The sequence below is a fragment of the Embleya scabrispora genome (assembly GCF_002024165.1).
Taxonomy (GTDB): Bacteria; Actinomycetota; Actinomycetes; order Streptomycetales; family Streptomycetaceae; genus Embleya; species Embleya scabrispora_A.
Map to the genome: position 1 here is coordinate 778,783 of NZ_MWQN01000002.1, position 19,680 is coordinate 798,462.

Annotated in this window: 17 protein-coding genes; 13 read left to right on the forward strand and 4 right to left on the reverse strand. The window is 70.5% G+C overall.

Annotation, left to right across the window (positions count from 1 at the left end):
- Nucleotides 1-218: 218 nt before the first annotated feature.
- The 3 genes from B4N89_RS33910 to B4N89_RS33920 all read right to left on the reverse strand — a co-directional run bounded on the left by B4N89_RS33910 (nt 219) and on the right by B4N89_RS33920 (nt 3,930).
- On the reverse strand, nt 219-1,358 hold the full coding sequence (locus B4N89_RS33910) for a (Fe-S)-binding protein (RefSeq protein ID WP_078980301.1): 1,140 nt from the start codon (nt 1,356-1,358) through the stop codon (nt 219-221).
- On the reverse strand, nt 1,355-2,740 hold the full coding sequence (locus tag B4N89_RS33915) for an FAD-binding oxidoreductase (protein WP_078980302.1): 1,386 nt from the start codon (nt 2,738-2,740) through the stop codon (nt 1,355-1,357). Before B4N89_RS33915 ends, B4N89_RS33910 begins: the two co-directional genes overlap by 4 nt.
- A 422-nt stretch (nt 2,741-3,162) precedes the next feature.
- Entirely contained in the window at nt 3,163-3,930 is a 768-nt protein-coding gene (locus tag B4N89_RS33920; protein WP_078980303.1) for an SDR family NAD(P)-dependent oxidoreductase, read from the reverse strand.
- A gap of 117 nt (nt 3,931-4,047) precedes the next feature.
- On the opposite strand from B4N89_RS33920, the gene B4N89_RS33925 reads away from it, so the two are divergent.
- From B4N89_RS33925 to B4N89_RS33975, 11 genes are all read left to right on the forward strand, one after another.
- On the forward strand, nt 4,048-4,821 hold the full coding sequence (locus tag B4N89_RS33925; protein ID WP_161500913.1) for an IclR family transcriptional regulator: 774 nt from the start codon (nt 4,048-4,050) through the stop codon (nt 4,819-4,821).
- Between the two features lie 209 nt (nt 4,822-5,030).
- A complete protein-coding gene (locus B4N89_RS33930; RefSeq protein ID WP_078980305.1) occupies nt 5,031-5,882 on the forward strand; it encodes a fumarylacetoacetate hydrolase family protein in 852 nt (283 codons plus the stop codon).
- Complete coding sequence (locus B4N89_RS33935; RefSeq protein ID WP_201261054.1) at nt 5,879-6,784, forward strand: SMP-30/gluconolactonase/LRE family protein; 906 nt, start codon at nt 5,879-5,881, stop codon at nt 6,782-6,784. Before B4N89_RS33930 ends, B4N89_RS33935 begins: the two co-directional genes overlap by 4 nt.
- Nucleotides 6,785-6,970: 186 nt before the next feature.
- Nucleotides 6,971-7,894 carry a zinc-dependent alcohol dehydrogenase gene (locus tag B4N89_RS33940; protein ID WP_161500914.1) on the forward strand — a complete coding sequence of 308 codons (924 nt, stop codon included), beginning with the start codon at nt 6,971-6,973 and terminating at the stop codon, nt 7,892-7,894.
- A gap of 77 nt (nt 7,895-7,971) precedes the next feature.
- Complete coding sequence (gene melA / locus B4N89_RS33945; protein WP_078980307.1) at nt 7,972-9,267, forward strand: alpha-galactosidase; 1,296 nt, start codon at nt 7,972-7,974, stop codon at nt 9,265-9,267.
- A gap of 29 nt (nt 9,268-9,296) precedes the next feature.
- Nucleotides 9,297-10,388, forward strand: coding sequence for an amidohydrolase family protein (locus B4N89_RS33950; protein ID WP_078980308.1), 1,092 nt, complete (start codon nt 9,297-9,299; stop codon nt 10,386-10,388).
- Entirely contained in the window at nt 10,385-11,314 is a 930-nt protein-coding gene (locus B4N89_RS33955; protein ID WP_078980309.1) for a carbohydrate ABC transporter permease, read from the forward strand. The genes B4N89_RS33950 and B4N89_RS33955 overlap by 4 nt, the downstream gene beginning before the upstream one ends.
- A 13-nt stretch (nt 11,315-11,327) precedes the next feature.
- A complete protein-coding gene (locus B4N89_RS33960) occupies nt 11,328-12,290 on the forward strand; it encodes a carbohydrate ABC transporter permease (protein WP_078980310.1) in 963 nt (320 codons plus the stop codon).
- Between the two features lie 31 nt (nt 12,291-12,321).
- Nucleotides 12,322-13,695: an ABC transporter substrate-binding protein gene (locus tag B4N89_RS33965; protein WP_078980311.1), complete on the forward strand. Its 1,374-nt coding sequence runs from the start codon at nt 12,322-12,324 to the stop codon at nt 13,693-13,695.
- Between the two features lie 41 nt (nt 13,696-13,736).
- The gene (locus tag B4N89_RS33970) at nt 13,737-15,206 is read left to right on the forward strand and encodes a spherulation-specific family 4 protein (RefSeq protein ID WP_078980312.1); all 1,470 of its coding nucleotides are present in this window, start codon (nt 13,737-13,739) and stop codon (nt 15,204-15,206) included.
- On the forward strand, nt 15,176-15,628 hold the full coding sequence (locus B4N89_RS33975) for a hypothetical protein (protein WP_143658177.1): 453 nt from the start codon (nt 15,176-15,178) through the stop codon (nt 15,626-15,628). Before B4N89_RS33970 ends, B4N89_RS33975 begins: the two co-directional genes overlap by 31 nt.
- Before the next feature lie 156 nt (nt 15,629-15,784).
- Here the strand turns inward: B4N89_RS33975 and B4N89_RS33980 are convergent, their stop codons facing one another.
- Nucleotides 15,785-16,660, reverse strand: coding sequence for an aldo/keto reductase (locus B4N89_RS33980; protein WP_078980713.1), 876 nt, complete (start codon nt 16,658-16,660; stop codon nt 15,785-15,787).
- A 251-nt stretch (nt 16,661-16,911) separates the two neighbouring features.
- Here B4N89_RS33980 and B4N89_RS33985 point away from each other — a divergent pair, with 251 nt between their 5' ends.
- Both B4N89_RS33985 and rhaI read left to right on the forward strand, forming a co-directional pair.
- A complete protein-coding gene (locus B4N89_RS33985; RefSeq protein WP_078980714.1) occupies nt 16,912-18,192 on the forward strand; it encodes an ATP-binding protein in 1,281 nt (426 codons plus the stop codon).
- Between the two features lie 190 nt (nt 18,193-18,382).
- The gene (gene rhaI / locus B4N89_RS33990; protein ID WP_078980314.1) at nt 18,383-19,549 is read left to right on the forward strand and encodes an L-rhamnose isomerase; all 1,167 of its coding nucleotides are present in this window, start codon (nt 18,383-18,385) and stop codon (nt 19,547-19,549) included.
- The last annotated feature ends 131 nt before the right edge of the window (nt 19,550-19,680 follow it).

Genomic DNA, 19,680 nt, shown 5'->3' on the forward strand with positions numbered 1-19,680 from the left:
GAACCGGGTGTCGTGGCGGAGACCCTCGGTTTGATTCGCCTTACATAAAGTGATTTCGCCACGATTTGGCGTCTTCGTGTCGACCGCGACCGGGCCGCCGGACGGTTTCGTGTCGGCTGCGTGTGCCGGGACGGGTGGATGTGGGTGTCTCGGGCCGGGTACGGCGTACGCGGCTCCCCCCGTGTGGAGTCGCATACGCCGAACTCGGCCCGAGACGGTCAGGGCGTGCGGGCGCCGCCGTGGGGTGTGGTGAGGAATTCGGCGAGGTGTACCGCGCGGACGCGCGACTTGCGCCGCCGCAGGCCGGTGCGGAGTTGGCGCAGGCAGCCCGGGTTGACCGCCACCACGACGTCGGCGCCACTGGCCTCGATCGCGTCCAGCTTGCGGTCGAGGATGCGGCGGGATTCGATCGGGCGCAGGAGGGAGTAGGTGCCGGCCGCGCCGCAGCAGTCGCTCGCGCCCGGGGTTTCCACGAAGTCGGCCACCGCGGACAGGGCCTCGCGCGGTTCGCGCCATACGCCGAGGCCGTTGCGCAGGTGGCAGGAGTCCTGGAGGGTGACCCTGACCCGGCGGCCGGCCACCCGGCGTTCGGGGAGGGCCGAGACGTCGACCACCTCGGACAGTTCGGCGACCCGGTCGCGGCCGATGACGTCGGCCAGGTGCGCGGCGCATCCGCCGGAGGTGGTGACGATCCGGCCGGGGAGCCGTTCGCCGAGGCGGCGGGCGAGGGCGCGGCCCTTGGTCAACTCGCCGTTGTGCGCGTGCAGCGCTCCGCAGCAGCCCTGGTCGTCGGGCACCTTCAGGCCGGGCAGCAGGGTGCGGGCCGCGCGGGAGACCCCGGGGAACATGGCGCGTTCGAAGCAGCCGAGCATGAGGGAGGCACCGGTGCCGGCGGGCGGCTCGGGTGGTCCGGGCTGTGTCGGCGGCTTCGGTGTCCCGGTCGGGGCCGGTCGGGTCGCCTTGTCGGGGCCGCGCCCGGACGGCAGGACGAAGCGGCCCCAGCCCATCGCGCGGACCACCGGCGGCAGGCTGACCACCATCGTCAACAGCCGGGCCAGTGGTGGCCGGTGTTTGCCGCGCCACTGGTGTTCGCGCCACTGTTCCAACAGGGAGCCGTACGGGACGCCCGCCGGGCAGACCGGTTCGCAGGCGCGGCAGCCCAGGCACGCCGAGGACTGTTCCAGCAGGGTCGGGTCGTCGGCGTCCAGGCGGCCGGTCTCCAGCGCGCGCATCAGGTTGATCCGGCCGCGCGGCGAGGACGCCTCGTCGCCGGTGGCGGCGTAGGTCGGACACGCCGGCAGGCAGAAGCCGCAGGAGATGCAGCGGGAGAGTTCCTCGGGGTCGAACACACCGGTCATGAGCCGAGCTTTCCGGGATTGAGGATGCGGGCGGGATCGAAGGCGGTCTTGATCCGGCTCAGCAATTGCAGCTGGTCGTCACCGAGTTGAGCGCGCAGGTGCGGCAACTTGGCTGCGCCGACGCCGTGTTCGCCGGTGATCGTGCCGCCGAGTTCGATCGCGGTGCGGAAGATGTCGTCGAAGGCGGCGTGCGCGCGTTCGATCGATTCGGTGTCGTTCGGGTCGGCCACCACGCAGGTGGGGTGGAGGTTGCCGTCGCCGGCGTGGCCGAAGGTGGCGATGGTGACGGTGTGCCTGTCCGCGATGGCGTCGATCCGGTCGACCATCTCGGCGATCCTGGGACGCGGCACGGTGGCGTCCTCCAGGATGGTCAGCGAGCCGAGGCGGGACAGCGCGGGCAGCGAACACCGGCGAGCGGTCAGCAGTGCCTCGGCGCCGGCCACGTCCTCGGCCAGGGTCCATTCCGTGGCGCCGGCCGCGTCGCACAGCTCGGCCATGCGGGTCAGGTCGCGGCGGACCGCGTCGGACGTACCGTCGTCGCCGAACAGGAGCAGCGCGCCGGCGTCCCGGCGCAGGCCGAGGGCGGCGAAGTCCTCGACCGCGTTGACGCAGCTCCGGTCCAGGAATTCCAGGGTGGCCGGGACGATGCCGGCGGAGAGGATGTCGGCGACCGCGCGGCCGGCGTGGGCCAGGTCGGGGAAGTAGGCGATCCCGGTGCCCGTGTCGGCGGGGGCGGGCAGCAGGGCCATGGTGATCTCGGTGATCACGGCGAGGGTGCCCTCGGAGCCGGTGAGCAGGCGGGTCAGGTCGTAGCCGGCCACGTCCTTCCAGAGCCGGCCGCCGGTGCGGATCACCTCGCCGGTGGGCAGTACCGCTTCCAGGCCGAGCACGTAATTGCGGGTCACGCCGTATTTGAGGCCGCGCAGTCCGCCCGCGCACGTGGCCACGTTGCCGCCGACGGTGGAGACCGTGCGGCTGCCGGGGTCGGGCGGGAAGAGCAGTCCGTGTGCGGTCGCGGCGTCGGCCAGGGCGGCGGTGGTCACGCCGGGTTCGACCACGGCGAGCAGTTCGTCGGGGCTGATCTCGCGGATGCGGTTCATCCGCGTGGTGACCAGGACGATGCCGCCGTTCAGGGCCACGGTGGCCGCGCACAGGTTGGAGCCGGCGCCCCGGGGGACGACCGGGACGCGGTGCTCGGTCGCCAGGCGCAGTACGGCGGCGACCTCGGCGGTGTCGGCCGGGAAGACCACGGCGTCCGGGAGCCGGTCGAACAGGGGGGTGGCGTCGCGGGCGTACGGCACCAGGTCGCCGGTGGTGTGGCGGACGTGTTCGGCGCCGACGATCGCGCTCAGGCGGTCGATCAGGTCCGTGGACAGGGGCATGTTCCGTACGTCTCCCTCGGGCGGGGGGCCGTCGTGATGGGTGGGTTCGCCGTTGGCTGTGGTCGCGTCGTTGGCGGGGGTCGGCAGGGCGGCCTGCGGCCCGCTTGTCCTCAAACGCCGGACGGGCTGAAAAGGGCTGCGGACCTGGCCGAGATGGGCTGCGGACCTGGTTGAGATGTGTTGCGGACTTGGGCGAGATGGGCTGCGGACCTGGTTGAGATGTGTTGCGGACTTGGGCGAGATGGGCTGCGGATCTGATTGGGATGTGTTGCGGACTTGGGCGAGATGGGCTGCGGATCTGATTGGGATGTGTTGCGGACTTGGGCGAGATGGGCTGCGGGTCTGGTTGGGATGGGCTGCGGGTTTGGTTGCTTTGGGCTGCGGGGCGGCCTGGTTGCGGGTTCGGCCTGGTGGGCTGGGGGCTACATGACTGCCAGTTGGCCGCCGTCTATGACCAGTTCGGTGCCGTGGATGAAGGCTGCGTCTTCCGAGGCCAGGAAGGCGTAGGCGGCGGCTACGTCTTCGGGGCGGCCGGCGCGGGACAGGGGGATTCGGGTGGTGATGTAGGTGGATTCGAAGTCGGGGTCTGTCATTGCGCCTGCGATCGAGGCGTTGAGTGGTGTACGGATGTATCCGGGGCACAGGGTGTTCACCCGGATCCCGTACCGGCCCAGTTCCACCGCCATCGTTTTGCCGAGCAGGAGGACACCTCCCTTGGAGGCGTTGTAGTGCGCGTAGTCCTCCTCGCCCGCGATCCCGTTCGTGGACGACATGTTGACGATCACCCCGCCGCCGCCGCGTTCGACCATGTGCCGGCCGACCGCCTGGCCGACCAGGAACATGCCGCGCAGGTTGACCGCGAGCATGCGGTCGAAATGCTCGGGGGTGATCTCCAGGAAGGGTTCGCGCCAGGCGATGCCGGCGTTGTTCGCGAGTACGTCGATGCCGCCGAGTTCGCGGACGGCGGCCTCGACGAGGGCGGTCGCGTCCGGTTCGTGGCCGACGTCGACGGCGAAGCCGGTGACCTCGCCGAGCGGGCGCAGTTCCGCGACGGCCTCGTCCACCTCGGCCGGATCCAGGCCGCCCACCAGGACGCGACACCCCTCCTCGAGGAAGCGCCGGGCGGCCGCGAGGCCGATACCGCTGCTGCCGCCGCTGACGAGTACCCGCTTGCCGATGAGCCCGCGCATCGCTTCTCCTCCGTGACCGGTCGACGAGCCGGGACGTTATCAGCGATGCGCGGTACGGTCTATCATTCCATCAGACGGAATGCCATCCCATTAATGCCTCGTTCCCTAGGGGGGCCCTTGACCGGCAACAGCGATTCGCCCGTGATCAGCGTGGATCGAGCACTGCGGATCCTGATGCGTATGGGCGAAATGCCCCGAGGCATCGCCCTGGAGGAACTTGCGAGCGACCTGGACATCCCGAAGAGCACCCTCCATCGGCTGCTCGGGGCGCTCAAGCACCGCGGATTCGCCGCCCAGCCCGAGGTGAACGGCCCCTACTTCATCGGGAGCCAGCTGCTTGCCACCGCGTTCCGCTTCCACGACGACATCGACCTGCGCTCGATGGTGCATCCGCTGCTCGCCGACCTGCGCCGGGTGACCGACGAAACGGTGCACGTGGCGATCCTGGACGCGGGTGAGGTGGTCTATCTGGACAAGGTCGAGGCGTCCGGCGCGATCAAGCTCTCGTCGGTGATCGGCGGGCGAAATCCGGCGCACAGCACGGGGGTCGGCAAAGCGCTGCTGGCCTGGACGTATCCCACCGACGAGGCGTTGCGGGCCTGGGCGACGCCCCGGTTGCCGCTGCGGCCGGCGACTCGACACACGCTCACCTCGGTGCCGAAGCTGGCCGCCGAGCTGGACGAGGTGCGCCGTCGTGGCTGGGCCACGGACCTGGAGGAGAACGAGTTGGGGCTGCGGTGTGTGGCGGTGCCGCTGTTCCTGGGGCGGTCGGCGCCGGCGGCGGCGATCAGCGTGACCGGGCTGAAGTCGCGGATGACGTCGGCGCGGATGACGGAGCTGGCCGAGGCGCTTCGCTCGCGCGTGGCCGAGTGGGCGGGCTCGGCGACCTAGACCGCACCCCGGGTTTGCCCCGGCCCCGGGTGCGCCCGCCGATACGCGGGCGCCCTGGTGTCGGGCAACTCTCCCGCTCGGTGCCGGCATTGGGCTGGGCCCGGGCGCGAGCGGGGGGCTCTTGACAGTTTTGGCGGGGCGTTGTTTTACTCGCTTCGCCACTTGGAATTGCGTTCCGCTAGACGGAATGCCGAACTACGGGGAGCGGCATGAGGTTGGCGACAGTCGACTGTGAGGGTCGGGCGGTGGCCGTGGTCGAGCGGGACGGCGGGTTGTACCGGCTCGACGGGCCCGGCGACGGGACGCTTGGGGCGCTGGTCGCGGCTGGGCCCGAAGCGGTGCGGGCGGTGGCCGATGCCGCCGTCGAGCCCGTTCGGGCGACCCGGCACCTGGCGCCGTTGCGGCCGGGGAAGATCGTTGCGATCGGACTGAACTACCTGGACCACATCCGCGAGGCCGGGGTGGAGCCGCCGAGCAACCCGCTGGTGTTCGCCAAGTTCCCGTCCAGCGTGATCGGCAGCGGCGATGCCGTCGTCGTCGACACCGAACTGACCAAGGACGTGGACTGGGAGGTCGAACTCGGCGTGGTGCTCGGCCGTCCGCTGCGCAACGCGGACAAGGACGAGGCGATGGCCGCGATCGCCGGCTACACCGTCGCCAACGACGTCTCCGCCCGCGACCTCCAGTTCGGCGACGGGCAGTGGGTGCGCGGGAAGAGTCTGGACACGTTCTGCCCGCTGGGTCCGGTCCTGGTCACCCCCGACGAGGTGGCCGACCCGCAGGCGCTCGCGCTGCGCACCCGGGTCAACGGACAACTCGTGCAGGACTCCTCGACCGCCGAAATGCTCTTCGGCATCGCCGAGTTGTTGTCGTACTGCTCGCGCGCCTTCACCCTCGAACCCGGCGACCTGGTGCTCACCGGCACCCCCTGGGGCTGCGGCGCGTTCATGGACCCGCCGCGCCGGCTGGCACCGGGCGACGTACTGGAGACCGAGATCGAGGGCATCGGCGTACTGGTCAACCCGGTCGTCGGCGCCGAGGCCAGACCGGGACGCCCGTGATCCTCGGCGGTTCCGTCCCCGGTGCGGGGGAGGGGCCGGTCCCGCTGCCGCCGCCGGCGGCCACACTCGGTGAAAGCCCGTGCTGGGACGCGCGCAGCGGCCGGCTCCTGTGGGTGGACATCCCGGCGGGCCGGGTCCACTACCTGGTCCCCGACACCGACCGGTACGGCTGGTACGACATCGGCCGCCCGGTGAGCGCGATCGTCCCGCGCGCGGTCGGCGGCTTCGGCCTCGCCGTGCGCGAGGGATTCGCTGTCCTGGAGCCGGACGGCACGGTCCGGATCGTCGCCCACGTGGAGGCCGACCGACCCGGCAACCGGATGAACGACGGGGCCTGCGACCGGGCCGGCCGCTTCTTCGCCGGCACCAAGGCGGAGGACGACACCCCCGGCGCCGGCGCGCTCTACCGGCTCGACCCGCCCGACACCGCCCATCCGAGCCAACTCCCGCGACTCGTACGGGTGTTCGCCGAGGTGACCAACTCCAACGGGATCGCCTGGAGCCCGGACGAGCGATCGGTCTACTACGTGGACACCGGCACCGGCCGGATCGACGTCTGCGCCTACGACCCGGCCGACGCCACCGTCTCGGACCGCCGACCCTTCACCGAGATCCCGCCGGAGGCGGGCCTGCCCGACGGCCTGACCGTCGACGCCGACGGCGGCGTGTGGGTCGCGCTGTGGGAGGGCGGGGCGCTGCGCCGCTACACACCCGACGGCCGGCTCGACCGCACCCTGCCCGTGCCGGTACGGCGGGTGACGAACTGCGCGTTCGGCGGCCCCGACCTGGACGTGCTCTACGTGACCACGGCCGCGACCGACGACCGGGAACCGCTGGGCGGCCGGTTGTTCGCGTTCCGACCCGGGATCCGCGGCCTGGCCGCGCACCCCTACCGGGGCTGACCACCCCTCGCGGTTGCCGACCACGCCGCGACCGCGGCCCACCACACCGCGACCCGCGGCCGACACCACCGCCGCGACCCCACGATCGACCCACACCCGCCCCACGGCGAGATGGAGAGTGCACGTGAAGGCCAACCAGTACACCGGCGACGGGGCGACCCAGGGGGCACGACGATGAGGGCGCTCGTGTTCACAGGGCCCGCCACCGTCGAGATGGACGACGTGGCCGAACCCGAACCGGCCGAGGACGAGGTACTGGTCCACGTCCGCAGCGCCGGCATCTGCGGCAGCGAACTGCACGGCGTACGCACCCCCGGCTTTCGGATCCCGCCGCTGGTGATGGGACACGAGTTCGCGGGCGTGACCGACGACGGAACCTCCGTCACCGTCAACCCGATCCTGTCCTGCGGCACCTGCGACCTGTGCCGGGGCGGCCTGCGCCAGGTCTGCCGCGACCGCCGGATCATCGGCGTACACCTGCCCGGCGGCTTCGCCGAGCGTGTCGCGGTACCGCGCTCCGCGCTGCACAAGCTCCCCGACGACATGTCGTGGGAGGCCGCCGCGGTGATCGAGCCCGCCGCCAACGCGGTACACGCCTGGCGGCTCGCCGACGTCGCGCCCGGCGCCCGGGTCGGCGTGATCGGCGCCGGCGCGATCGGCCTGGTCTGCGTCCTGGCCGCCGCCGGCGAGGAGACCGCGAGCATCGCGGTAGCCGACCGCTCACCCGAACGCCGCCGGATCGCCGCCAAGTTGGGCGCCACCACCGTGGCCGGCGAACTCACCGGCGAGTTCGACGTGGTCTTCGACGCGGTCGGCAGCAGCGACACCCACGAGCAGTCCGTGCGGCTGCTGCGTCCGGGCGGGGTGGCCATCTGGCTCGGCCTGGCCGGCGCCGAGGCCGGTTTCGACGCGACCGTGCTGGTCCGTACCGAAAAGCGGGTACTGGGCTCGTTCGCCTACACCAACGCGGAGTTCGAGCGCGCCGTCGACCTCGTCGGCGGCTGGGGCCTGGGCTGGACCGCGAGTTACCCCCTGGAGTCGGGCGCGGAGATCTTCACCGACCTCATGCGCGGTGGCAGCCACCCGGTCAAGGCGATCCTGCGCCCCTGACCCGCCCACCCGCGCGACCGGCCGCCTACTCGAGCGCCCGGCCCCACCCCGAAGCCCCACAGCGAGGTGACCGCACCATGGCAAGGATCGTGCTCATCGGAGCCGGCAGCATCACGTTCGCCAAGAACCTGCTCTCCGACCTGCTGACCTACCCCGAACTCGCCGACGACATGACCGTCGTCCTGCACGACATCGACGTCGAACGGCTCGACACCGCCGAGCAGATGACCCGATGGATGATCGACAAGCTCGGCGTCGGCGCCAAGGTGGAGGCCCACATCGGCCGCCGCCGCGCCCTGGCCGGCGCCGACTACGTGATCAACGAGATCGCGGTCGGCGGCGTCAAGGCCGCGCACATCGACTTCGAGATCCCCGCCCGCTACGGGCTGCGCCAGACCATCGGCGACACCCTCGGCATTGGTGGCATCTTCCGCGCGCTGCGCACCATCCCGGTCATGGTCGGCATCGGCAGGGACATGGCCGAACTGTGCCCCGACGCGATCCTGATCAACTACACCAACCCGATGTCGATGATCCCGCGCGCGGTCTACGAGGGCACCGGCCTGAAGAAGGTCGTCGGCGTGTGCCACTCGGTCCGCGACACCGAGGCCACGCTGGCGCGCCTGGTCGGCATCCCGAAGGAGGAGATCTCCTTCCGCACGGCCGGCGTCAACCACCAGGCGTTCGTCCTGCGCTTCGAACACCGCGGCGAGAACCTCTACCGGCGCCTGGACGAAGTGATCGAGGCGAACCCGGAAATGCGGCGCCGGGTACGGGTCGAGGTCTACCGCCGCTTCGGCTACTTCCCCACCGAGTCCAGCGAGCACGGCTCGGAGTACCTGCCCTGGTTCCTGCCGCACCAGGACCAGGTGGACCACTTCCGACTGCCGATCGGCACCTACCTGGACTGGCTCCAGGACAACCTGGACACCTACGAGGCGCTGGTCGCCGGGCTGCGCGCGGGCAACGGCGTGGAGATCGCGCCCGGCAACGAACTCGCGTCGCTGATCATCCACTCCACCGAGACCGGCACCCCGCGCGTGCTGCACGGCAACGTGGTCAACGACGGGCTGATCGGCAACCTGCCCTCCGACGCGTTCGTCGAAGTCCCGTGCCTGGTCGACAAGGCGGGCGTACAGCCCACCGCGATCGGCGCGCTGCCGCCGCAACTGGCCGCGCTCAACCGGAATTACCTCAACGTCGGCGACCTGACCCTGCACGCCGCCCTGGAGGGCCGCCGCGAGCACGTCTATCACGCCGCGATGCTCGACCCGAACGCGTCCGCGACCCTGACGCTGCAACAGATCCAGGATCTGGTCGACGAGTTGATCGTCGCGCACGGTGCCTCGCTGCCCGACGGCATCCGCAACTGATCCGCCCGACCCAGACAGGGAGCGAGTAGATGATCCCGCACTTCCCCCACGAAACCGTCGTGCCGGCGCACCTGAAGGACCTGCCGCTGGCGCGGTACACGCCGCGCTCGCGGCTCGTCGTCGGGGCGCACGAGGTCGAGCGGGCCTCGCTCCCGGTCGTCGACGCGCACATCCACCTCGGCCGCTGGCTCAGCGAGGACGGTGGCTGGGTGGTGCCCGACGTCGGCGCGCTGCTCGCGATGATGGACGAGTTGGGCATCCGCGGCATGGTCAACCTCGACGGCCGTTGGGGTGCCGAACTGGACGAGAACCTGGCACGCTACGACCACGCCCACCCCGGCCGGTTCGCCACCTTCTGCCACGTCGACTGGCGCGAGTTGGCCGGCCCCGGATTCGAGGAGCGGATCGCGGCCGGGATCCGCCGGGCCGCCGAGACCGGCGCGGTCGGGCTCAAGGTCTGGAAGGACCTCGGCCTGCAACTGCGGGATCACGCCGACACGTTGGTCATGGTCGACGACCCGCGCCTGGACACCCTGTGGGCCACCGCCGGCGAGGTCGGCCTGCCGATCTGGATCCACACCGCGGACCCGGTCGCCTTCTTCGACCCCATCGACGAGCACAACGAACGCCTCGAACTGCTCCTGGCCCGCCCGGACTGGTCGTTCGCCGACGAACGTTTCCCCAGCTTCGAACGACTGGTCCAGGCGCTGGAGAACACGGTCGCCCGGCACCCCGGCACCACCTTCGTCGGCGTGCACATGGGCTGCTACCCGGAAAACCTGCAATGGGTGGGCCGCATGCTGGACACCTACGCCAACTTCCACGTCGACATCGCGGCCCGCATCGCCGAACTCGGCCGCCAGCCCAGGGCCACGACCGAGTTGATCCTGCGCCACCCCGACCGGGTGCTCTTCGGCACCGACGAGATCCCGCCGGACCGCGCCTCCTACCAGCGGCACTTCCGCTTCCTGGAGACCGCCGACGAGGGTTTCCCGCACTCCGACCAGGACCCGCCCCTGATGGGCCGCTGGGCGATCAGCGGACTCGACCTGCCGCAGGACGTGCTGGCCAAGGTCTACGCCGACAACGCGCTGCGACTCGTCCCCAGGCTGGCCTCATGAGCATGACCCTCGGCCGGCGCAAGGGCCGCCCCGTCCGCTCGAAGACCGCCAACCGCGCGCGGTCGAAGGAGAATCGGGCCGCCGGCCTGTTCCTGCTCCCCGCGTTCATCGGCTTCGCCGTCTTCTACCTCTACCCCACCGGCCGCGGCATCTGGATCTCGCTCACCGACTGGAACCTGCTCTCCGACCCGAAGTACGTCGGCGCCGACAACTACGTCGAGGTGGCCACGGACCCGCTGTTCTGGAACGCCCTCAAGGTCACCGCCTACTTCGTCTTCATCACCCTCGGCGTACAGGTCGGCGTGGCCCTGCTGCTCGCCGCGATCATGGTCCGGCTCACCGGATCCGTCGTGGTCCGCGCCCTGCTCCTGGTGCCCTGGCTGGTGCCGAACGTGACCATCGGGCTGATCTGGCTGTGGATGCTCGACGCCAACCTCGGCTTCGTCAACCACCTGATGGGCAAGGCCGGGAGCGACACGCACGGCTTCTTCGCCTCGCCGGACGAGGCCCTGCTCAGCGTGTCCGCGGTCAACGTCTGGGCGGGCACCGGATACGTGGCGTTGCTCCTGTACGCCGGAATGTTGCAGATCCCGGGCGAGCTGTACGAATCCGCGTCCCTGGACGGCGCGGGCGAGATCCGGATGTTCTTCACCATTACCCTGCCGCTGCTCCGGCCGATCCTCGCCCTCGTGATGGTGGTCTCGGTGATCGGTTCGTTCCAGATCTTCGACACGATCGCGGTCACCACCAAGGGCGGCCCGGTCGACGCCACCCGCGTCGCCTACTACTACATCTACCAGGAGGCGTTCACCCACTTCCGCATGGGCTACGCCGCCGCGATGGCGCTGTGCCTGGTGGTCGTGCTGGGCGGACTGACCTACCTCCAGATGCGCCTGCTGCGCGCCTCCACGTCCGACCTGGCCTGAGAGGGGTTGCCCAATGTCCACATCCATCCAGGCCCGACCGAGCGCCCAGGCCGCATCCGCGAAGCCGGCGGCCGGCGAGACCGGGCACCGCTCGCCGCGCCGGAGGTTCGGCCTCGGACGCGCACTGGCCTGGCTGGTGCTCGGCGTCTCACTGCTGATCACCCTCTTCCCGTTCTATTGGATGTTGCGCACCGCGCTGACCGACGGCAACCACCTCTACTCCGACAGCACCTCGCTGTGGCCCGAACACTTCACCTTCGCCAACTTCAAGCGGGTGCTCGGTCTTGCGTCGGACGAGGAGAGCCGCGCGGCCGGCGGATCGGGCGCCGACCTGGACTTCCTGCTGTACACCCGCAACTCGATCATCTACACCACGGCGATCGTGGTCGGGCAGACCCTCTCCTGCGCGATGGCCGGCTACGCGCTCGCCCGACTGCGATTCCGGGGCCGTGAGTTCGCCTTCGCCGTGGTCGTGGGCGCGCTGATGGTGCCGCCGATCTTCACGCTGTTGCCCAACTTCGTGATGGTCAAGGACCTGGGCATGCTGAACAGCTTCGCCGGCATGGTCGCGCCGACGCTGCTGATGACCCCGTTCACGGTGTTCTTCCTGCGCCAGTTCTTCATGTCGATCCCGCGCGAGATCGAGGAGGCGGCGATGCTCGACGGCGCCGGCCACTGGCGGATCTTCTGGCGGGTGGTGCTGCCGATGAGCAAGGGCCCGATCCTGACCATCGCGCTGACCACCGCGGTGTGGGCCTGGAAGGACTACCTGTGGCCGCTGTTGGTCGGCAACGAGCCGGACAACCGGGTACTGACCACCGGCATCGGCGTGTTCCTCCAGCAGTCGCCCAACGCCCGTCCCGACTGGACCGGCCTGATGGCCGCGTCCACGCTCTCGGTCGTTCCGATGTTGATCCTGCTGGTGGTCTTCGGTCGACGGATCGTCAACGGCCTCAACTTCACCGGCCTCAAGTGAACCCCCCGAGTTCTTCCCCGAGGAGATCGCCATGTCCCGTTCCGGAATTCGCCGATCGCTGAGATCGCCCGCCGTCCGCACATCCGCAGTGGTCGCCAGTGTGGTGCTCGTCGCCGCCGGGTGCGGCTCCAGTGGCTCCTCGGGCGGTGGCGGTGGGGGCTCGGTCAAGCTGAAGTATTCGCTGTGGGACGACAACCAGCTTCCGCAGTACAAGAAGTGCGCGGAGGCCTTCCACGCCAAGAACCCGAAGATCACCGTCGAGGTCACCCAGACCGCGTGGGCGCAGTACTGGCAGAACCTGACCACGCAGGTCGTCTCCGGGACCGCGCCGGACGTGTTCACCGACTCCGTCCTGTACTTCCCGCAGTTCCAGAAGAACAACCAGATCCTGGACCTCACGCCCTACATCCAGCGCGACGCCGTGGACCTGCAGCAGTACCAGGCCAACCTGGCCGACGTGTGGACACGTGACGGAAAGCGCTACGGCCTGCCCAAGGACTGGGGCACCATGGGCGTGGCGTACAACAAGGAGATGGCGCAGCGCGCCCAACTCACCCCGCAGGCGCTGGACGCCTGGACCTGGAACCCGGTCGACGGCGGCGACTTCGGCCGCGCGGTGGCCGCGATGACCGTAGACGAGAACGGCCGCACGGGCCTGGAGCCGGGCTTCGACAAGAACAAGGTCAAGACCTACGGGCTGGCCATCGCCTACGAGGGCGGCGCCGTCGGCCAGGACTCCTGGGGCTCGTTCGCGGTCTCCAACGGCTTCCAGTACGTGGACAAGAACCCGTTCGGCACCAAGTACAACTACACCGACCCCAAACTCACGCAGACCCTCGACTGGTTCGCGGGGCTGATCAAGAAGGGGTACATGCCGGCGTACGACAAGCAGTCGACGGTCGGCGCCGACGGACTGCTCCAGTCCGGCAAGGCCGCGATGACCATCGCCGGTTCGTGGATGGCCAAGACCTACACCGCCGACGGCAAGGTCGCCTTCGCCGGCATGCCGACCGGTCCCACCGGGCGCAAGACGCCGATCAACGGCCTGTCCGACGCCGTGTACGCCAACGGCAAGCACAAGGAAGAGGCCTGGCAGTGGGTGAAGTTCCTGGCCTCCACCGAGTGTCAGGACATCGTCGCCGCCGAGGCCGTCGTCTTCCCGGCGATCACCACGTCCTCGGCCAAGGCCGAGGCCGCACAACTGGCCGCGGGCCGCGACATGCGGGTCTTCACCCAGCCGGTGGCAACCCCCGGCCAAACCTTCGTACTTCCGGTCACCGACCAGGGCGACCGGATCCTGGACATCGTGCAGAGCGCCGTCGACCGGGTCTGGCTCGGCCAGTCCGACGCCAAGTCCGCGCTCGGGCAGGCGAACAGCGATGTCAACGCCCTACTGAAGAAGTGAGCCACCGTCCCATCCGGAAGGCCATTCCAGAAGGAGTACGCATGCGCACGGATTCTCGTGCCCGCTCGTGGAGAGCGCGCACTGCCGCGGCGGGAACCGCCGCCGCCGCACTGCTCGGCGGGTCGCTGATCGCGACCGCGCCGGCCGCCCACGCCGACCCCGGCCCGGGCATCAACCAACAGGTCGGTGTACCGGCCTACTTCCACCCGGGCGTCCCGTCCGGCGGGACGGCCTGGGCCACCCTCGCCAGTGGCCCCGGCACCCCGGGGCTGACCGTCGTCAACATCGCCAACGGGCCGAACTTCGAGGAGAACGCGCCCAACGAGACGTTCAAGACCGCGATCCGACAGGTGCGCCAGGCGGGCGGCAAGGTGATCGCCTACGTGGACACCGGCTACTTCGGCACCAACACGATCGGCGCCCCGAAGACCACCCGGCTCGGCGACACGAGCATCGCGGCGTGGCGGATCCAGATCCAGCACGACGTGGACAAGTGGTACCGCCTCTACGGTCCCGAGATCGACGGCATCTTCTTCGACCAGGGCCAGAACAGCTGCGGCCCCAACGGGACGAACGCGTACGCCGACGAGTATCGGGCGCTGACCGCGTACACCAAGCGCAACCACCCGGGCGCGCTGGTGGTGGACAACCCCGGCATCGACATCCCGCAGTGCTACGAGAACGCGGCCGACATCCAGGTCACCTTCGAGGGCAGCTACGCCGACTACCAGGCGTTCACCCCGCCGCAGTGGGAACTCGACGCCGACCCGGCCAAGTTCTGGCACCTGATCTACGAGACCACCGAGGCGCAGATGCCGTCGGCGGTGGCGCAGAGCAAGCAGAAGAACGCCGGCACGGTCTATGTCACCCCGGACCAGCTCGACCCCAACCCGTGGGACAGCCTTCCGGGCTCCTCCTACTGGTCGAGCGAACTGGCCGCGGCCAAGGTCGCCCCGACCACCGCTCCGGCGACGCCGGCGCAGCCCACGGCCGGCACCACCTCGGCCACGTCGGTACAGCTGAGCTGGCCGAACGCGGGCCCGAGCACGGTGGCCGGCTACGACGTCTACCGCGACGGCGTCCGGATCGGTTCGGTGCCGCACCGCACCACCGGCACCTCGCAGTTCACCGCGACGGACCTGAACCCGTCCACGGCGTACGCGTTCACGGTTCGCGCCCGCAACGACGCGGGGGTGTTGTCGGCCGCGAGCCCGGCGCGCAACGTCACCACCTCGGCACCGGGCGCCAACGCGCCGGGCGTGCCCGGGTCCTTCACCGGTGCCACCGCCGGCCCCACCTCGGTGCAGCTGTCCTGGACCGCGTCGACGCCGGGTTCGGCCGCCGTCGAGGCGTACGACATCTACCAGGACAACGCCCGGATGGCGACGGTGCCGGCGAGCCAGACCTCGGCGCGGCTCGGTGACATGACCCCGGTACCACCCACACGTTCGACGTGGTCGCCCGCGATGCCACCGGTCGGGTGTCGGCGCACACCGCGCAGGTCTCGCTGACTCCGCCGCCGCCGGTGGGCGGGCCGATCGTGAACGTCTCGGCGACCCTGACCGCCGTCCAGGCCGAGTACAAGGCGACCTACCAACTGCCGTTCTCCACGCACCGGGTCTTCATCGACGCGGACAACAACCCGAACACCGGCTATGTCACGGGCCCGGTGTGGCCGGGTGTCGGGGCCGATTTCATGCTCGAGAACGGTTTCCTGTACAGGGCCATCAAGAACGGCGCGGACTGGACCGGGATGTGGCAGACCGTGTCGCTGACGCCGTCGCCGCTGGTCTCCAGCACCAACGACCAGTTCGTGTGGCGGATTCCGACCTCGGTGTTCGGCGCGCTGAACGGGGGCACGCAAAAACTGGCCTTCCAGGGCGGTGAGCCGAGCACCTGGGCGGCCGCCTACGTGACCATCGTCCAGCAGTAGTCCCATGAACGGGTATCCCGGCCGCCGTCCTCGGTCGGGATGCCCTCCACCGAACGGCGTGGCGATCGGGTTCCCACGCCGCGAACCGCCCGTCCCGCCCCCGCCCCGATTCGGGGGCGGGGCGGGCGTCGTGCGTCACAGGCCGATGGCGAACCGTCACAGGCCGATGGCGGACAGCGTCTCGAAGTCGTCGTCGGTGAGCCGGATCCGGGCCGCCTCGGTGTTCTCCTCCAGGTGGGCCACGCTGGAGGTGCCGGGGATCGGGAGCATCACCGGCGAGCGACGCAGCAGCCAGGCCAGCGCCAGTTGTGCGGGGGCCGCGCCCCGTTCCTTCGCGAGGGTGTCCAACGGGCCGCCCGGCCGCGCGAGTTGCCCGGTGGCGATGGGGAACCACGGGATGAAGGCGATGCCCTCCGCCGTGGCGTAGTCGAGTACGGCCTCGGCCTTGCGGTTGACCAGGTTGTACAGGTTCTGCACGGAGACGATCTCGACGATCTCGCGTGCCTCGCGCAGCTGCTCGACGGTGACCTCGGACAGGCCGATGTGCCGGATCTTGCCCTCCTCGCGCAGCCGGGCCAGCTCGCCCAGTTGGTCCGCGAGCGGGACCTGCGGGTCGATCCGGTGCAGCTGGTAGAGGTCGATCCGCTCCAGGCCCAGGTGACGCAGGCTCAGTTCGGTCTGCTGGCGCAGGTATTCGGGGCGGCCCAACTCGTGCCACTCGCCCGGGCCGGTGCGGGCGAAGCCGCCCTTGGTGGCGATCACCACGTCGTCGGCGTACGGGTGCAGGGCCTCGCGGATCAGTTGTTCGCTGACGAACGGGCCGTAGGAGTCGGCGGTGTCGATGAGGTTGACCCCCAGTTCGACGGCGCGTCGCAACACCCGGATCGCCTCCGGACGGTCCTTCGGCTCGCCCCAGACACCGGTCCCGGTGAGCTGCATGGCTCCGAATCCGAGCCGATGCACCGGCAGGTCGCCGCCGATCGGGAAGACACCGGACGCCTGGGCGGGGCCGGACGCGGACGAGACGGTCATGGGTTCTCCGAAGGGGTCGGGCGGCCCGACGGGCCGGACGGCGCGGACGAGGTCGAAGCCCATTCTGCCCCCACGGACCCCCCGGACGGCGATGACCTGCGCTCACGGCTGCCCGGTCGCGGCTTCGATGTCCATTCACGAGGTGACCAAGTCGGGGCACGCACTTGTACACAACGACACATTCGCCCCGGGCCGGCGCTGCCTAGTGTGTGGCACTCGTCGAGGTCCCGGATCCACGGATGGAGCGATTCATGGTCTGGCTGGTACAGGACTATCGCGAGGAGGACCTCGCGGCGGTGGTGCACCTGATCGACACCACGACCGGGCTCGGCCAGGAGTCGGTGTTCTCGTTGTCGGAGTGCATCCACGCGCTGGCCTCACGTCAGCCGGCGGTGGTCGCCCGGCGCGACGGCGCGGTGGTCGGCGCGGCGCTGGCCACGGTGTCCGAGGGACGGGCCTGGGTGATGCGGATCGCCATCTCGCCCGGCGCGCGCGGCCTGGGCTTGACCAGCACGCTGCTGCTCGCCCTGGAGCGCCGACTGGTCGAGGAGCGGGTGCGGCGGATCGCGTACGTGCTGCCGGAGGAGGACTCGCGCGAGTTGGGCCTGCGCAACGCCGGTTACGAACGACGGCCCGCGGTGGCCTACTTCGAGAAGGTCGAGCCCGTCGACGACCACGCCGCGGAGACCCTGGACCGGCTCGGCGGGCGCATGTTGCCGGGCGATCTGTGGTCGAAGGTGGCCGGCATGGAGGTGGAGAAGAACCTGATCGAGCGGCGTGTGGTGCTCCCGCTCGCCGATCCGGGGCGGGCGCTGCGACACGGGGTCGAACCGCCGCGCGCCATCGCGCTGTTCGGGCCGCCGGGGACCGGCAAGACCACGTTCGCCCGGGCCATCGCCTCCCGGCTCGGCTGGCCGTTCGTGGAACTGCTGCCCTCACGCCTGGCCGACGGCGGCAACCTCGCCGCGGCGCTGCGCGAGGCGTTCGGGCGGCTGGCCCGACTGGAGCGGATCGTGGTGTTCATCGACGAGGTCGAGGAGATCGCGCCGATCCGGCACGCCCGACCCGGCGCCGGACACGCGGTGACCAACGAACTGCTCAAGCTGATCCCGGCGTTTCGCGAACACGGTGATCGGCTCCTGGTCTGCGCGACCAACTCGGTGCGCTCGCTCGACCCGGCGTTCCTGCGGCCCGGCCGGTTCGACTACATCATCCCGGTGGGCACTCCGGACGCGGACGCCCGCCGGGCGATGTGGGCCCACCACGCCTCGGCCCGACCGGATGTGGACCTGGACGCACTGGTGGCGGCGAGTGACCTGCTCACCCCGGCCGACATCGGGCACGCGGCGCGGATCGCCGCCCAGGCGTCGTTCGAGCGCGACCTGTTCGACGGCGACGACACCGTCGGCGCGGACGGCCCGGGCGCGCAGACCCGCGACTACCTGGACGCACTCGCCCAGTCCCGCCCCACGGTGACCGCGAGCATGGTCGAACTCTTCGAGGAGGACATCACCACCCACGCGCGCGTGTGACCCCAGCGGCACCAACCCCCGCCGCCGCCCGCTCGTGGACACGAACGGGCGGCGGCGCGCCGTGTGCCGGCGCGTCGGAGAACGAGGGTCGTCGCGGACCACGCCCAGGATGGCTTGACGTGCTATCGGTGGTGGACGTACGTTCGCTTCCAGCGATTGAAACGTTTCATTTTTGACTGTCGGGAGCCCCATGCAGGACATCGAGGCGGTGCGGGCAGCCCTGCGCGCCCAGCGGATCGAGACGCCCTCGTGGGCCTACGGCAATTCCGGTACGCGCTTCAAGGTGTTCGCCCAGGAGGGCGTCCCGCGCGATCCGTACGAGAAGATCGCGGACGCGGCCCGGGTGCACGCCCTCACCGGAGTGGCGCCGCTCGTGTCCCTGCACATCCCCTGGGACCGGGTCGACGACTACGCGCACCTGGCCGCCCACGCCCGCGACTACGGGGTGCGGATCGGCGCGATCAACGCCAACGTGTTCCAGGACGACGCCTACCGCCTGGGCAGCGTGACCAACCCCGACGCCCGCGTGCGCCGCAAGGCCGTGCACCACCTGCTCGCCTGTGTGGACGTGCTGGACGCCACCGGATCGCGCGACCTCAAGCTCTGGTTCGCCGACGGTACCAACTACCCGGGCCAGGGCGACATCGCCACCCGGCAGGCGTACCTCGCCGAGGCGCTGGCCGAGGTGTACGCGCGCCTCTCCGCCGACCAGCGCATCCTGCTCGAATACAAGCTCTTCGAACCCGCCTTCTACATGACCGACGTCCCGGACTGGGGCACCGCCTACGCGCACTGCCTCGAACTCGGGCCCCAGGCCGTGGTCTGCGTGGACACCGGGCACCACGCGCCCGGCACCAACATCGAGTTCATCGTCGCGTTCCTGCTGAGTCGGGGCCGGCTCGGCGCGTTCGACTTCAACTCGCGCTTCTACGCCGACGACGACCTGATGGTGGGCGCCGCCGACCCGTTCCAGCTCTTCCGGATCATGCACGAAGTGGTGCGCGGCGGCGGCCTCGACCCGGCGGCGGGGGTGAACTTCATGCTCGACCAGTGCCACAACATCGAGCCGAAGATCCCCGCCCAGATCCGCTCGGTCGCCAACGTCCAGGAAGCCACCGCCAAGGCACTGCTCGTGGACGCCGAGGAGTTGGCCGCCGCCCAGCAGGCGGGCGACGTACTGGCCGCCAACGCGGTGCTGATGGACGCCTACGCCACCGATGTCCGGCCGCTGCTCCGGGAGTTGCGCGAGGAGCAGGGCCTCGCGCCCGACCCGGTGGCCGCCTACCACGCCTCCGGCTACGCGGAGCGCATCCGTGCCGAGCGCGTCGGCGGCACACAGGCCGGCTGGGGCGCCTGACCCCCTCGGAGCCCGCCGACCCGCCCGCTCGGCAGTCCGGTCCAGCCAGTCCCCGCCCACCCCGCCGTCACCCCCGCTCTGTCTCGACCCTGTCAGGCCCCGCCCCCGACCCCCCCCAGGCACGAGGAGAC

Coding starts and splice junctions, on each gene's coding strand:
- B4N89_RS33910 (WP_078980301.1), bottom strand. CDS start 1,358: ATGACCGGTGTGTTCGACCCCGAGGAACTCTCCCGCTGCATCTCCTGC.
- B4N89_RS33915 (WP_078980302.1), bottom strand. CDS start 2,740: ATGCCCCTGTCCACGGACCTGATCGACCGCCTGAGCGCGATCGTCGGC.
- B4N89_RS33920 (WP_078980303.1), bottom strand. CDS start 3,930: ATGCGCGGGCTCATCGGCAAGCGGGTACTCGTCAGCGGCGGCAGCAGC.
- B4N89_RS33930 (WP_078980305.1), top strand. CDS start 5,031: ATGAGGTTGGCGACAGTCGACTGTGAGGGTCGGGCGGTGGCCGTGGTC.
- melA (WP_078980307.1), top strand. CDS start 7,972: ATGGCAAGGATCGTGCTCATCGGAGCCGGCAGCATCACGTTCGCCAAG.
- B4N89_RS33950 (WP_078980308.1), top strand. CDS start 9,297: ATGATCCCGCACTTCCCCCACGAAACCGTCGTGCCGGCGCACCTGAAG.
- B4N89_RS33955 (WP_078980309.1), top strand. CDS start 10,385: ATGAGCATGACCCTCGGCCGGCGCAAGGGCCGCCCCGTCCGCTCGAAG.
- B4N89_RS33960 (WP_078980310.1), top strand. CDS start 11,328: ATGTCCACATCCATCCAGGCCCGACCGAGCGCCCAGGCCGCATCCGCG.
- B4N89_RS33965 (WP_078980311.1), top strand. CDS start 12,322: ATGTCCCGTTCCGGAATTCGCCGATCGCTGAGATCGCCCGCCGTCCGC.
- B4N89_RS33970 (WP_078980312.1), top strand. CDS start 13,737: ATGCGCACGGATTCTCGTGCCCGCTCGTGGAGAGCGCGCACTGCCGCG.
- B4N89_RS33980 (WP_078980713.1), bottom strand. CDS start 16,660: ATGACCGTCTCGTCCGCGTCCGGCCCCGCCCAGGCGTCCGGTGTCTTC.
- B4N89_RS33985 (WP_078980714.1), top strand. CDS start 16,912: ATGGTCTGGCTGGTACAGGACTATCGCGAGGAGGACCTCGCGGCGGTG.
- rhaI (WP_078980314.1), top strand. CDS start 18,383: ATGCAGGACATCGAGGCGGTGCGGGCAGCCCTGCGCGCCCAGCGGATC.